9 protein-coding genes are annotated in these 14,150 nt (G+C 56.4%); 5 read left to right on the forward strand and 4 right to left on the reverse strand.

All coding sequences use genetic code 11. From position 1 onward, the window contains the following. Nucleotides 1-742: 742 nt before the first annotated feature. Together HMPREF2581_RS30990 and HMPREF2581_RS30995 are read right to left on the reverse strand one after the other, a co-directional pair. Nucleotides 743-2,809 carry a ParB/RepB/Spo0J family partition protein gene (locus HMPREF2581_RS30990; RefSeq protein ID WP_004883050.1) on the reverse strand — a complete coding sequence of 689 codons (2,067 nt, stop codon included), beginning with the start codon at nucleotides 2,807-2,809 and terminating at the stop codon, nucleotides 743-745. Between the two features lie 80 nt (nucleotides 2,810-2,889). Further along, a complete protein-coding gene (locus HMPREF2581_RS30995) occupies nucleotides 2,890-3,720 on the reverse strand; it encodes a DUF932 domain-containing protein (protein WP_004883049.1) in 831 nt (276 codons plus the stop codon). Between the two features lie 679 nt (nucleotides 3,721-4,399). Between HMPREF2581_RS30995 and HMPREF2581_RS32775 the strand changes: the two genes are divergently transcribed. The 5 genes from HMPREF2581_RS32775 to HMPREF2581_RS31015 all read left to right on the forward strand — a co-directional run bounded on the left by HMPREF2581_RS32775 (nucleotide 4,400) and on the right by HMPREF2581_RS31015 (nucleotide 11,644). Next, nucleotides 4,400-4,591, forward strand: coding sequence for a type II toxin-antitoxin system RelB/DinJ family antitoxin (locus HMPREF2581_RS32775; protein WP_004883046.1), 192 nt, complete (start codon nucleotides 4,400-4,402; stop codon nucleotides 4,589-4,591). Between the two features lie 61 nt (nucleotides 4,592-4,652). Further along, nucleotides 4,653-6,062: a Shedu immune nuclease family protein gene (locus tag HMPREF2581_RS32780; RefSeq protein WP_004883043.1), complete on the forward strand. Its 1,410-nt coding sequence runs from the start codon at nucleotides 4,653-4,655 to the stop codon at nucleotides 6,060-6,062. 105 nt (nucleotides 6,063-6,167) lie between these two features. Next, entirely contained in the window at nucleotides 6,168-8,306 is a 2,139-nt protein-coding gene (locus HMPREF2581_RS31005; RefSeq protein WP_004883041.1) for an AAA family ATPase, read from the forward strand. Nucleotides 8,307-8,308: 2 nt separating this feature from the next. Continuing rightward, a complete protein-coding gene (locus HMPREF2581_RS31010) occupies nucleotides 8,309-10,108 on the forward strand; it encodes a UvrD-helicase domain-containing protein (protein ID WP_004883039.1) in 1,800 nt (599 codons plus the stop codon). Between the two features lie 288 nt (nucleotides 10,109-10,396). After that, the gene (locus HMPREF2581_RS31015) at nucleotides 10,397-11,644 is read left to right on the forward strand and encodes a hypothetical protein (protein ID WP_004883036.1); all 1,248 of its coding nucleotides are present in this window, start codon (nucleotides 10,397-10,399) and stop codon (nucleotides 11,642-11,644) included. Nucleotides 11,645-11,883: 239 nt separating this feature from the next. Here the strand turns inward: HMPREF2581_RS31015 and HMPREF2581_RS31020 are convergent, their stop codons facing one another. Further along, complete coding sequence (locus HMPREF2581_RS31020) at nucleotides 11,884-12,951, reverse strand: PDDEXK nuclease domain-containing protein (RefSeq protein ID WP_004883035.1); 1,068 nt, start codon at nucleotides 12,949-12,951, stop codon at nucleotides 11,884-11,886. Continuing rightward, nucleotides 12,948-14,147 carry a tyrosine-type recombinase/integrase gene (locus HMPREF2581_RS31025; RefSeq protein WP_004883034.1) on the reverse strand — a complete coding sequence of 400 codons (1,200 nt, stop codon included), beginning with the start codon at nucleotides 14,145-14,147 and terminating at the stop codon, nucleotides 12,948-12,950. Before HMPREF2581_RS31025 ends, HMPREF2581_RS31020 begins: the two co-directional genes overlap by 4 nt. Nucleotides 14,148-14,150: the final 3 nt, after the last annotated feature.

A 14,150-nucleotide genomic window follows, 5' to 3' on the forward strand; every position in this document is an offset into this window, starting at 1 on the left:
GATGGGCTGGCCGCACCGCGCAGCGGTCGCAACACCGTGGAGAACCTGGAAGCGAAAAGAATTTGTCCCGCGAGGAATGCGCGCAGCGCAGGGGGAATTGTTTTCGCTGGAAGGTTGCGGCCATGAAGCCCAGCCACCGCCAGGATTCACAACAACACAAGGACGTACTGGCCGCCCGCTCCCGAATGGAGGCATGGCCGACTCGGCATCCCCGCGCGACGGCTTCACCGGCCTGCGCCCTGACACGGGCAAGGACAATGCCCAGCGACAAGGTGAAAGCGTTCCTACCGCTGCTTGCGGCCCTTTGCGTGAGGCGTGGCGTGGAAGCTCCATTGCAAGGCCGGGCGGCGTGTCGGTGAACCGTCCTTCGTGACGTACAGGCGACGAACCGCCAGCGTCGAGGACGGCACGCTTTCGTGCAACCTGCGGCAGCAAGCCGGGGCGTAGCCCCACACGCCCGTCCATTGCGGTGGGGCGCGTTCGGAATGTCGTCGGCGCTGTGCGCCGACGCACTTATGGGCTTCGAGGGTTTCCCGCGCACAAGGTCACTTGTGCGCCGCCCCTTCGCCGTCCGCCCGAAGGCGGCGAAGGGGCGTTCTGGCTTTGGGCTTGGAAACCGGGCGCGGCCACCGCCGCGCCCGGATTTTTGACCATCGGCACCAGGGCGGAACGGCCTGGGGCCGATGCTGATGGAACAGCGAAGCGCCCCGGCCGAAACCGGGGCGCTCGGTGGTGGTGAAGGTCAGGCGGCGAGTGCGTGGGCCTGCTGCTCGTCGTCGTTGTCGATGGCTTCCGGCTCGTCGTTCGTCACCGCCTGCGGCGCATCCTGCGCCGTGGTGTCGTCGGTGCCTTCGGCCTTGAAGATGGCAGGCATCCAGCCGGTGCCATCGGCCAGCCGCTCGGCTTCGCTGGCAATGTCGGCCTTCTTCAACTTCGCCAGCCGGGTGACGTGCGCCGGGGCGTACTGCTCCACGGCTTCCAGAATCGCGGCCTTCGGCACATGCCGGAAATAACCCTCATTGGTGGGCTTCCACCATGCGGCCATGTCCAAGCCGACAGCCTGCGCCAGTTCCGCGCCCGGTTGCTGCGGCGTGGCGCGGGGTGTCACCACGTCCACCGTGACGGCCACGGATATCGCCAGCAGCCGCACCAGTTCATCTTGCGACTTCGCTAGCAGCACGGCGAACAGTTCGGCGCTGTCCTCCGGCAAGCCTTCGCCTGCTACCTGCTGCAACTCGCGCAGCGCCACGGCGGCGGGCGAATCCGGTATATCCGGGGCGATGCCTTCCAGCCGGTCTTGCGCTTTCAGGCTCACGCCCAGCGGCAAGTCGTGGCCGTAGTGGCTGCCCTGCAAGACGGTCTGCACCATGCCATGCACCAGCGCGGCCAGCGCCACTTGCGGATGCCGGGCGACTTCGATTTGCAGCGCGGCGGTGCGGTGGGCGCTCAACCGCTGCGCCAGCTTGTCGGACATGGCGGCGGTCTTGGGCTGCTCGTCGTCCTCGCCTTCGTCGTCGTTCCCGGCTTCGCTTTCGCTGCCGAAACCTTGGCGCAGGCGTTCCAGTGTGCGCAGCGCCTTGGCCTCGGCCTCGCGCATCAACCCGCGATGAATCACTGCCTGCCCGTTGCGGTCGATGGTGACGATGGCACCGGCTGCGGCCTTCACGGTCGTGCCGTAGTCCTGCAAGCCATCTTCCAGCGCCTGCAACTGCTCGCCCACGGCTTCGCCTTCTTCCTGCAAGGCATCGGCCTTTTCCTCGTCCTCGGTATCAAGCGCGTCATCCACGGCGGCGGCCAGTTCGTGCATCTTGGTTTGCAGCTTCTCGATGCGCTGCGCTTCGCGCTTGTTCGGTTCGCGGCGCTCCCTCGGCGCACGCTGGAAGGCGTGCAGGTCGGCATGGGTCACGGCGGGGGTGGCATCCACCCACGCCCAGCCTTCGTCCTTCACCTCGGCGGCGATACCTGCCAGCTTGTCTTGCGCCAGCCGTTCCAGCAGCGCGGCATCGGTCAGATACACGCCCGCGTCACCTTCCGCGAACAGGTCACGGCGCACACCACCGCCTGCGGCTCCGTAGGTATCCAGCCCCACGAAACGCACCAGCGGATGCCGGTATGCGTCAATCTCGCGCTCGGTGAGGCGGTCGCGCAATTGGGAAGGGTTGCGCTGCCACGTCGGCGCGTCGTAGAACGCGGTTTCCTGCGCGGCGTGGTCGTCGGTGATGGCAAGGGCCATCAACTGATCGAGCGTCACGGCTTCGGCGCGGTAGTCGGCCAGCAGCCGGGGCGAGACGTTCGCCAGCTTCAAGCGGCGCTGCACCACCAGCGGCGTGACGCTGAAATCGGCGGCTATGTCCTCGATGGGTCGGCCTTCGGCCACCAGCGCGGCGAATGCCTCGAACTGGTCGGCGGGGTGCATGGCTTCGCGCTGCACGTTCTCGGTGAGGCTGGCCGTGCGGGCGGTGCCATCGGCCACCAACAGGCAAGGCACTTCCCATTCCTTGCTGATGCGGCGCTTCTTCGCCAGCAGCTTCAACGCGGCCAGCCTGCGGCCACCGGCCACGACTTCGTAATGCTCGCCATCGGCGGCGGCAATGACGATGAGGTTTTGCAGCAGGCCGACACGCTGAATGCTCGCGGCGAGTTCGGGAATGGACATGCGCGGGGTCTTGCGCACGTTGCGGCCAGCAGGACGCGACACCAGCCGCGACAGCGGAACCAAAATCAGGTTCTTGGTCGGGTCGGCGGCTTCCAGCGGGATAGCGGCGGCGGTGTTGAGGGCGCGGGCTTCGGTTTGGGTAATGGCGTTCATGGTGATAACTCCTATCGGTTCAGGGATGCAGCAGCGAAGAAAGCGGCAAGGGCTGCTGCCTGCCCCTGCCGCGTGGGGAATCAGGCCTTCAACTGGCGCAGGCCATCGGCCAACATCCAGAGGGCGCGATTGAGGCGCACATCGGAATCAATGCCCTGCACGGGGCGGGTCTGCTGGCGGCGTCCGTTGGCGCTGCGGCCATGCAATCCGCCTTTGGTCAGGTTTTCTTGGGTGCGGTTGAACACGCTCCACAAGTCCGGGCGGCGGTCGTCGAACCGGCGCGGCATCAGGATTTGGCTTTCCGTGATGGGCGCGGGCTTGTTATCGGTGGGGTCGTACTTGAGGGCCAGCGCGGAACGGGCGAACACTTCGGCTTCGCCTTCGTCCAGCGTGATAGCGCGCATCAGGTCGCGGGATTCCTTCACGCGTTCGAAGCCGCTCAACACCTCGAAAGCGCCTTCGATGACAGAACCGGCCACGTCGCCCTTGTGCGGCACGCGCACATCGGCCACGGTATCGCCGCACACAAGGCCATTGCTGCAAACGAACCGGAACATTCCGGCCAGCATCTGATAGCTGCTGGTGCCGTCGTGCGAGTTCAGCAGCACGATTTCATTGGCTTCCGCGCCGTTGATCTGACTGGCATGGCGCAGGCGAATCATGTGTTTGGTGTAGTCGCGGCGGTCGTCGTGCCGCACGCGGGTTTGCGCTGCCATGAAGGGTTCAAACCCTTCCTTGCGCAGTTCCGCCAGCACGGCGGCGGTGGGAATGTAGGCGTACCGTTCGGAGCGGCTATCGTGCGGGGCCTCCGCGAAGATGGACGGGGCTACGCGGCGGATTTGGTCGTCGGACAGCGGGTAGTCACTGCGCAGCGTCGGGGAATGGGAAGCGAATCGAGATGCGAGTTGCATGGTTTTCTCCAATGAGTTGCTGTGGTTTCAAAGCTGACCGGATTCCAAGATTCGGAGCCCGTTGTGGCTTCGGTTGGTTCGGCGCAGAGACCTGGGCCGGTCCTGTTTGCCGCCGTCTTTCCTGAGTTCATCGCCCGCGAAAAACCGGGCCAGCGAGGGACTGGCCGTCAAGGGAGAAGCGCAGGGTTGGTGCGGCCCGCAGCGCAGCGAGGACTCGGCCCTGCGCGCCTTGACGGCCAGGCACCGCGGGCTACGGTCGCGGGAAAAAGCGATGAACTTGGGGAAAGACGAACAGCGGCCAATGGGCCAGGGGGTGCGCTGAAACCAACGCCGCGCGGCGAGCGCCCCTGCGTGCCAGCGGCACGCCTAGCTGGATGGCTGTTGGTCGATCAGGTGCAACCTGTTCGGTGCATGCGAGGGGCGCCAAGCAAGGCGCGGCGGGGATGGGCTGTCCAGCCGATCCCCTGGAGGGCAAGCGCCGCGCGCAGGCCAGGAGCGAAGAGACGGCCGGAGGCATCAGGGATCAAAGCCGCATGGCCGCGACTCGGCACGAGGCGCGGGGCAACGCCCGCGAGCCCGACGGCGGCACGCCGGGATGCTCTACTGTTCACAACAAAATGTAAGTGACGCAATAGTACTTATGAGCCACAATGTAGCTACATCTATTGTGAGCGCAACAATGGCAAGTAACGACGTCGTTCGTGCCCGGATTGACGGGCAGATTAAAGAAGCCGCAACTGTTGTTCTGGCTGAAATGGGGTTATCAATTTCGGATGCGATTCGGATGCTGCTGACCCGAATCGCGGCAGATAAGGCACTCCCCTTTGACATCAATCGTGTGTCGTCCGATTCTGATCGGAAGGCACCATAAGGTTGCGCTGAGGCAAGGCCCGCAAATCGTTTCTCTGAACAGTAGGGATCAAGAATAGTTCATGGCATCTATCAGACCTTCAGCATTCAATCAACGTGAGCGTTTGGACGGCGGCCCCTTCCTTGTCATTGAAGCAGCCGAACCGGAAGAGGAAGGCATTAACGTTTTCTTCACTGATATTCCCGCAGCGGAGCGCAAGCCGGATTCGCCAATAGCGAGACTGCTCAATGTGTGTCCAGACAGATTGACCATTTGGCCTCTTAATATTCGAGAAGATCGCGACGATTACCTGCAACCTAAATACGGCACCCTTGAACGCATCGTCGTCGCTCGGCCTGTTATCGAGCCCTACATACTGCCAGAGACTACTGACGATGTCGTTGGGCTTCTTGAGCAGTTGCCGGATGGGTTTGCCAAAGATTTTCGATTCGGTTTGGGGCTTCTGTGGGAATATCGGCAAATTTGCGAAACAGCCGCCAGCTTAGAAAACGTAAGCATACTCATTGTCCACAAAGGAAATGACGCGAAAATTGATTCGCCATTCTTTATTCTCGGAATAAGAAGATTTCATGAATTAAGAAAAGAATTAAATCGCATAGCCTCTCGCCACCAGAGAGACGCGCGCAAGGACAAGCAATTTCATGTCTACCAGACCTTATTACATGCTGCCGATTCAGCACAATTTCCCGCTCTAAAGAAGAGCGTAAGACCTGATGCACTAACGGAAATGACCGATGGTGGGCGGCAGCATGTGACGCTTTCCAAGCGTGATCGGCGCGCCGCTGTTCGCATGGTTCAAGACAATATAGAAGCACTGGCGGAATCTGAGCCGCGCTCGCTGCTGGCATTAAAGAATGATATTGAGCTCATCACACTGAATCAACTGATTGAGCGATACCAGGAAATGCTTGGAAAAGGACTGACGGAAAGCAAGTGGCAAAGCTTCTTTCTGGAAAATCCTTTCATACTTAGTCTTGCATTTGCCGTTCCAGCCATGCTGGTTCAGGGGCAAGCTTATGCAGGTGGCAAGCGACTTAACGGGTCCGGCGGAAAATTTTCAGATTTTCTATACGCATCCGCTTCCACGGGCAATCTTGGCCTCATTGAGATAAAAAAGCCGCAAACCGAACTGCTAGGAAAATCTCCCTATCGTGGAGATGATGTTTTTGGCCCATCGACAGAATTGGGTGGAGCGATTGCTCAAATTCTAGATCAGCGTTTCAAATTGCAGAGTGAACTACCCGTCATAAAAAATAACATGAACCGATACGACCTCCACAGCTATGCGGTTCGCTGCATAGTTGTCGCTGGCATGACGCCACAAGAGCATCAGCAAAGAAAGTCATTCGAGCTCGTTCGAAATGCGTTCGCAGAGATCGTGATCGTGACTTTCGATGAACTACTTGCAAGGCTAACCGAGATTAAAAATGCGCTCCAACCGATTCCTACCTTAGACACGGTGCCGTTCTAAAACCAACTGACAGTTGGCCATTCCGTAGTTGGGATCAATGGCTGCAGTGTTCAACCAATCCATCGGCCGATCGGCATGTGGATTTCAACAACAAGATTGAATCAAATGCATATATCCAAGCTCAGCCTGGTCAACTACCGGAACTTTCCCAACACGAAGCTGCTGTTCCAGAAGGGTATCAACACTGTCATCGGCGAAAATGGATCTGGCAAAACCAATCTCTTTCGCGCAATCAGATTGCTGCTTGATGACAACATGATTCGCTCTGCCTACCGGCTGGAGCATACCGACTTTCATCGCGGCCTAGGGCGCTGGCAGGGACATTGGATCATCATCAGTCTTGAGTTTGAGGAAATCTCTGCGGATGAATCAGTGCAGGCGCTCTTCCGACATGGGACGGGCGTAATTGAGGAAGAGGCGAACGGCAAGGCCACTTACAACCTGATCTTTCGTCCGAAGAAGGAAATCAGGCTGCGACTTTCTCAATTGAACGATGGTGATCAGGCAGGCCTCGACGCTATCCTGAACCCGGTCACCATCGACGACTATGAAACGATTTTCACAGGTCGGAGTGAAGCCGACTTCAACGACGAGGCCTTCTATAAGGATGTGGTCGGCGACTTCGCGAATGTTCGATTCAATGAAGAGGTTGAATTTCGTGTTATCGGCGCGAAGATTCCGAACGTGCTGTCCGTCTCCAAAGAAATTTCGTTCACTTTCGTCCAGGCGCTACGGGACGTCGTCTCCGAATTTCACAACAACCGGACAAATCCGCTCTTTTCGCTTCTGAAGGGCAAGAGCGGCGATATCGACCCCGTGGCGTTCCAGGCTATCACCGACGGGGTAAAGGCATTGAATGACTCCATCGAAGCGTTGCCAGACGTGCAGGTCGTCCGGACGGATATCAGAGACACCATCAAGGATGCGGCGGGTGAGGCGTATTCGCCGTCTTCTCTTTCTATCAAGTCGGATCTGCCAGACGAAGCTGACAAGTTGTTCCAGTCGCTCAAGCTGTTCGTTGGCGAATCGGGGGAGAGCCACGAAGGACCGATCCACGAGCTGAGCCTTGGTGGAGCAAACCTGATATTCCTCACGTTGAAACTGCTTGAATTCAAGTATCAAAAGGCTAAACAGTCGATCGCCAACTTTCTGCTTATCGAAGAGCCGGAAGCTCACATTCACACACATATCCAGAAAACACTGTTCGACAAGCTCAAATACGACGACACACAGATCATTTATTCGACCCATTCGACGCACATCTCTGAGGTCAGCAATGTTCAGAACGTGAACATCCTCGGCAGAGAAGGTGATCGTTGCGAGGCATACCAGCCTGCAATTGGCCTAAACCCAGAAGAGATCGGCAACATTCAACGCTACCTGGATGCTGTCCGTAGCAACTTGTTGTTTGCCAAGAGCGTCCTCTTAGTGGAGGGCGATGCAGAAGAAATTCTCGTTCCGATCCTGATCAAGAACGTGCTAGGCGTCAGCCTTGATGAACTCGGCATCAGTTTAATTAATATCCGCAGCACTGGATTTCAGAACGTCGCGGTTCTTTTCGATGATGCCCGAATCCGGAAGCGGTGCAGCATCGTCACCGACCTTGACAAGTCCATCATTGACACAACGCCGGCGGCGGGAGACTCCGAAGGGCTGCTCCGGCGCAAGGGCAAGTATCAGGCATCCCAGGAAAAAGGGGTCGCCAGGAAAGCGTTATTGGAAGACACCTTCAAAGATAACGGGTGGGTTTCTCCATTCTTTGCCCCCCATACCTTCGAGGTCGACTTCATTGCCGCCGGCAATGCGCGTAAGGTGGTCGGCATCCTTCCTGATGTCTACAAGGATGCACCAACCATCGCGACGGCCAAGGCGGAGCTCGAATCAGCGGACATCGCGTTGTTCGGTCAGCGCGCATTGACCATGGCGGACAACTACGGCAAGGGATGGTTTGCCATCTTGCTGGGAAAGAAGATCGATCCGCAGACCGCCATTCCGAAGTACATCTTGGACGCCATCGCTTTTGCGCATCCGGTGGTCACTAAGGAAGTCTGGTTTAACGTGCTGAGCTACCGCGTGAACTACATCGATGCAGAAGATATCTTCACTGCGTCTGCCGTATTCGACGACTTTAGGGCCAAGCTGCTGGCCTTCCGAAATGGAGACATCGACTTCGTCGGCATCCGAAACGAGATGCTTGCCACGTTCCCAGATGATCGCATCAACGATGTACTCGCGGTGTTCTGATCATGTTCATGTGGAACAAAGATGATCTGAATCCCGAGCAGGAAGCAGCCATTCTGAAGCCAGGGAGCGTCTTTCTCATCGCTTGCCCGGGCAGCGGGAAAACGCGCACGCTCACCTACAAAATCGCCTATGAGTTGTCCAGGCTGAAATCGAACAAGCAGTTTGTCGTTGCCATCACTTATACGCACCGTGCCGCCGACGAAATCCACGAGCGCATTGAGAGCCTTGGGGTGGATACATCCCGATTATGGATAGGAACGATACATTCGTTCTGTCTTGAATGGATATTGAAACCGTACGGCATCTATCACGAAGCGTTGGATCGAGGCTTCCGTGTGATCGATCAGCATGAGCGCGAGAAAATCCTGGAGGCATTGTGCAAGCCTTACCAGAAGCCAAAAATAACATTCTGGGATTGTGAGTTTTATTACACCGAAACTGGATATGTGCTCTCCTGCCCACAAGATTGGAAGCATTCGGGTCTTCACGTCATATTGGGCAAGTATTTTGAGATTCTGCACGAAAGTCGGCAGCTAGACTTTGAGCTCATTCTTTACTATGCGTACCAACTGATCGCACGTCATCCTGCGATCAGCACTCTTCTGGCACAGTTGTTCTCTTTCGTGCTGATCGACGAGTATCAGGACACCAAACGAATTCAGTATTCGATCATCACCGCCATTCTGAAAGCTGGTCAAGGTGCGACCAAGGCCTTTATTGTCGGAGATCCTAACCAGGCGATTTATCAATCGCTTGGCGGATATCCGATTGCCTTCGAGGATTTCAAGGCGATGGCCAATATCGATTTGGACGAACTCGAACTGTCGCGGAACTACCGTTCTTCTGAGCGCATCATTGAGTACTTCGGAAACTACAACGTTCACAACACACGCATCGAAGCCGCATCCGAGGACAAGGCGTACCCAAGCCTTATTTCATTCGACGACACAGTGAGCAAAAATGATCTGGACGCTGAGCTCATCCGGCTCATCCGTTTCAACATTGAGACTATGGGCATCTCACCTCACGAGGTGTGCATTCTCGCGCCACAGTGGACGCATCTTGCAAGCATGACACGTCGTTTGGTCGCCAGCATGCCGGAGTACTCATTCGATGGCCCCGGTATGGTTCCCTTTGCACGGGACACAGAGAATTTCTGGTACAGGCTTTCTAAGATTGCACTTACTCAGGCATCGCCGGGAATGTATGTGCGCAGACTGCGGTGGGCCGGGGAGATTCTGAATGACCTAGAGGCGGCCGGGGCTAGCGTGTCGAAGCTCACGCGGAGGTCCTTGTTGAGGGAGTGCAATGCAATTAAGATCGATGAAACAGATGGTCTTACCTACTTGAGCGCATTTTTCGAGCGTCTGTTTGCAAACTTAGCAATCGACTTTCGCCTTTTCACGCTGCTTCAAGAGCATCACGTTGCCTTCTTCGATAGTTCGCAAGCCCGGGTAAATCGATTGAAGAGTGAAGGTAGCGAATTTATAGGCGATATTGAGACATTCAGGAAGGTATTTCAGCATAGGACTGGAATCACCATCTCGACGATACACGGCGTCAAGGGAGCCGAGTTCGATGCAGTGATCGCTTATGCATTATTAGAAGATATGGTGCCGCATTTCAATGATCCGAACGGTCAAGAAAGCGCGATGAAATTGCTGTATGTCATTGGTTCGCGGGCAAGGAAGAACCTGCACCTTGTTTCGGAACGAGGTCGAGTTCGCCAGTATTCTGGCGAAGAGTATCAAGTAACTCGCAAGCTTGCCTCATGCAGTTTTGGATACGATCAAATTCCATAGAAATCACGAGTAGCGCAACCGCGCTCTCTATGGGATGCCCTACAGCTTTGTTTAGCGTTTGGCTGAATCATCTGCGCGCGGCTCGCTCTGCATGCCCTGCTGTCGCCAGCTCAACATGCAAGCGGAGCGCGCAGGCCCGGATCACAGTGTCGGGCCGTGGAGGGCTGGCGAATGCCAGTCCCGTCAGGGATGAGCGAATAGCGAACGTGGAGCAGCGCGATCCACAAAGTGGAGACGCTCAAGGTTCCGTCGCTTACTATTTGGACTACGGCGAGTTGAGTAAAAAATATGAAAAATATCTTTGAAGAAATCAATGAATTTTCTTCGGAAAAAATCGCGTTATTCAGCTTTGGGAAATTTTGCTACGTCTTTCTTAATAAAGACCCGATCTTTGTCAAGAAATTGCTTCCCCTCATCCAAACCTCTCTGGCAAATGAGAGCTTTCAGGCAGACGTAATGCGTGCTTATACGGAGGGCTGCATGAATGAAAAGGCGGCCATTCTGAAAGAATTTGAAGCCAAACGCGACCATCCAAACGCAGCCAAGTTTTATGGGCCACAGCTTGATCTAGTGGACAAGCGATTGGCTATAAAGACAATCCAGCATTTAATGGACTACTTAAATAATTATCTCAACGAGTATCCGGGATCGCTAGAAATTCTCAACAATTCCTACAAGCATATCCATGACGAAGATGGTGTTTCGTACATAAAAGAAAATTACGCAAATTATCGCATTGGCTGCATTTTTTATTCCAAGCACCAATCAATCATGGGGAGGGCTGAGATGCTGGAGCTAAAATATTCCAAGGTAGTTGAACGTGAGTACGAGAAAATTGGAATTGACATAAGAAAGGAAGATGCTCAGTTCTCTAAATATAGTCTTGTCAGCCTGAACGAGAATATTCAGATATTCAACGACAAGGATAGTCAGACAATACGCGATGAACGCATAGGGCGACACTTCTGGATAAAAGTTCCGAGGAAGCTGCTTACCTCTATCGAGGAACTCATTGAAAAAGGAATGCTGTCCGAAATAGCATTCAGGATTGATTACGTCTCCGATTATGTCCCTGCAATGGAGGAGATGGAGTTTGGCGCTCCGTTGCGATTGAAAATATCTTCCCTTCCTAGATTGTCAAAGTTCTACTCCACCGATAAATATGAGAACAATCTATGGATTCACCATGACGCAGAGAAGCTAAGTTTGACTTTTGAAGAATTGATGGAGGACTTTGAGGTGGCAGGCGACGACGTCGTAACGCAAGTCATCCATCTTGAATACAGTTCAAAAGGCGATGATTTTTTTATAACTCACTTGGATCACGAATTTATCGTATATACGTTGGATAGCTATCAAGAAAGATTGAGCAATGCCAACATCAAGGGGCATAGAAAAATAAAGACATTCAAAATAGATAACTCAATGATCCCGTTTGATATAAATATTAGCGGGGATCTTTTTCTGTTTCAGGTTCTCGATTCGTATTTAAAAAATGATGACTTGATTCGTGAATATTTTGAAAAAATTAACTGACTTTATAGTTTGAGATATTTAATTAAAACAGCGATCGGCATAGAACATGGCGCTGCTGCCCGCGATAATCATGTGATTGGGCGCTCGCGCCCACTAGCCCCAGCGCATCCTTGAGCCGCAGGCCAGTTCCTTATCGGCCTATGGCGATTCCACACTAGCATGGAGCCTCGATAGAGCAAGAGATCCGTTGCCACATGCTCGTGCTGTGGTTTGGGTGTACGGTTGGACAGATGCTGCTGTCAGGACTTCTCGCCAGGCTGCCGCTGCTCGATCTGCAACCGCGCCCGTTCGGTCGCCTGCTGCAACCGCTCCCCCAGCACCGCACGCGGCGGCAGGGTCGTCAGGTATTCGGCTACGTGGATGCCCGACTTGTCCAGCTCCAGCAACTCGATCTGCTCTGACTTCTTGCCGGTACAAAGAATGATGCCCAGCGGCGAGGCTTCCTCCGGTTCGCGTTCGTGCTTGTCGAGCCAACGCAAATAAAGCTCCATCTGCCCCTTGTATGCTGCCTTGAACTCGCCGATCTTCAACTCCACCGCCACCAGCCGCCGCAGCTTGCGGTTATAGAACAGCAGGTCCAGGTGGAAATCCTCGTCGTCGATCTGGATGCGTTTCTGCCGGGCTAGGAAAGAGAAGCCCGCGCCCAACTCCAGCAAAAAAGACTCCATTTCGCGGATGATCGCGGCTTCCAGGTCGCCTTCCTGCCAGGTATCGCGCAGGCCCAGGAAGTCGAGGATGTACGGGTCGCGCATGACCAGCGCCGGCGACATGCGCTGCGCATCGCGCATCGCCGCCAGCTCTTGCGTGATCGTCTCGTCCGGCTTCTTGGACAGCGCCGTGCGCTCGTATAGCATCGAGTCGATGCGCTCGCGTAGCGTCCGCACGCTCCAGCGTTCGGCGCTGGCCATTTGCACGTAGTAGTCCCGCTGGAGCGGGTCTTTTAGCGGCAGCAGCGCCACGAAATGCGACCAGCTCAATTGTCGTGACAGCGTCACGACAATTGGCTCGTCCGAGAAGGTGGCGGCGAACTGCACCATCCGGCGCAGGTTCTTGTCCGCGAAGCTACGTCCGTAGTCGCGGACAAGCTGCGCCGCCAGGGTCGGCAGGATTTCGTCGCCGTACCCGGCCCGCTGCCCGGCAAGCACTTCCGTATGGATGCGCTGGCCAATGCGCCAGAACAGCAATGTCAGCTCGGCATTGACCGCCGAGGCGACGCGCTGGCGCGACGCTTCGATCAGTGCCCGGATGTCGCCCAGCAGCGCGGGCGGCGCTGCTGGCGCTGAGACGGATGCCTTGCGCCGGGTCATGCGGCCACCTCCTTGGCTCCCTGCATCCCGGTGATCGTCTTACGCCGATTCGCCACCAGTTCGGCCGCCTCTCGCACCGGCTTATCCTCGGTGTGGACGTAGCGCATGAACATGACGACGGTCTTGTGCGCCGTTAGCGCCATGCCGACCTTGACCGGGATGCCCGAATTGGCAATGTCGGTCGCCGAACGGTGGCGGATGCCGTGCGTGCCCACGTGCGTAGCGCCAGCCGCCTTGAGCGCACGGCTCCAGCCACCGTAATACTCGCCCGTGGTTAGATGCTTGCCAGCGTGGCTAGGAGAAGGCAGCACATAGCGGCTACCCTCCTGCCGGGGTGCCGTCGAGAGTAGCCGATAGGCTTCCTCGCTCATGGGCTTAGACATGCCGCCTGTCTTGCTGTCAGGCCAGACGACGCGCCGGTTCTGCAAGTCAACCCAGTTCCATTCCAGCGCGATGATTTCCGAGCGGCGGCCGGCGAACTCGAACTGCAGGCGGATTCCCAAAGGGATGACGTAGTTCTCCAGCCCCTCCGACTCGATCTTGTCGAGCTGTCGGAACAGGTTGCCCATTTCTTCGTCGCTGATGAGGTGAGTCGATTTGCCGGCAGGGAACATCGGGACGTGACGGCAAGGGTTGGTACCGTCGGGCCGATAGCCCCATACCTCGGCCATGTTGAACATCTTGCGCAAGACGCTGAATACCTTGTTCGCCTCGGTCTGCTTGTACGAAAGCTTTTCCATCAGTCCGGCGATTTCAGGACGCTTCACGTCCTGAACTTTCTTGCGTCCCAGCAGCGGAATAATGTTGCGATTGATGACAGCCTGATAGCCGGCTTGGGTGCTGAGCTTGTTGCGCTTCTTGGAGTAGTCCTCCATGAACTTCGTGCATAGCTCCTTGACCGTAGGTGCCTGGCGCGCCTCCGCCTTCTCTGCGGCGGGATCTCCGCCTCGGCGGACTTGGGCCAGCCATTCCTGCGCCAGCGACCGCGCCTGTTCGACGGTCAGCTCCCCGTACAGTCCTAGCGAGGGCTTGCGGCGCTCGCCAGCGTTCGTCCGGTACTGGAGCATGAACACCTTGCGACCCGCCGGGGTAATCTTGCACAGGAAGCCGGGGACCAGCGTGTCCCGGAGTTCGACGGCCTCTGCCTGGGGTTGCGCCGCATCGACAGCGGACTTAGTGAGTTTGATCTTAGCCATGAT

The sequence above is a fragment of the Pseudomonas sp. HMSC057H01 genome (assembly GCF_001836405.1).
Taxonomy (GTDB): Bacteria; Pseudomonadota; Gammaproteobacteria; order Pseudomonadales; family Pseudomonadaceae; genus Pseudomonas; species Pseudomonas aeruginosa.

Coding starts and splice junctions, on each gene's coding strand:
- HMPREF2581_RS32775 (WP_004883046.1), top strand. CDS start 4,400: ATGGCAAGTAACGACGTCGTTCGTGCCCGGATTGACGGGCAGATTAAA.
- HMPREF2581_RS31010 (WP_004883039.1), top strand. CDS start 8,309: ATGTTCATGTGGAACAAAGATGATCTGAATCCCGAGCAGGAAGCAGCC.
- HMPREF2581_RS32780 (WP_004883043.1), top strand. CDS start 4,653: ATGGCATCTATCAGACCTTCAGCATTCAATCAACGTGAGCGTTTGGAC.
- HMPREF2581_RS31020 (WP_004883035.1), bottom strand. CDS start 12,951: ATGACCCGGCGCAAGGCATCCGTCTCAGCGCCAGCAGCGCCGCCCGCG.
- HMPREF2581_RS31005 (WP_004883041.1), top strand. CDS start 6,168: ATGCATATATCCAAGCTCAGCCTGGTCAACTACCGGAACTTTCCCAAC.
- HMPREF2581_RS30995 (WP_004883049.1), bottom strand. CDS start 3,720: ATGCAACTCGCATCTCGATTCGCTTCCCATTCCCCGACGCTGCGCAGT.
- HMPREF2581_RS31025 (WP_004883034.1), bottom strand. CDS start 14,147: ATGGCTAAGATCAAACTCACTAAGTCCGCTGTCGATGCGGCGCAACCC.
- HMPREF2581_RS31015 (WP_004883036.1), top strand. CDS start 10,397: ATGAAAAATATCTTTGAAGAAATCAATGAATTTTCTTCGGAAAAAATC.
- HMPREF2581_RS30990 (WP_004883050.1), bottom strand. CDS start 2,809: ATGAACGCCATTACCCAAACCGAAGCCCGCGCCCTCAACACCGCCGCC.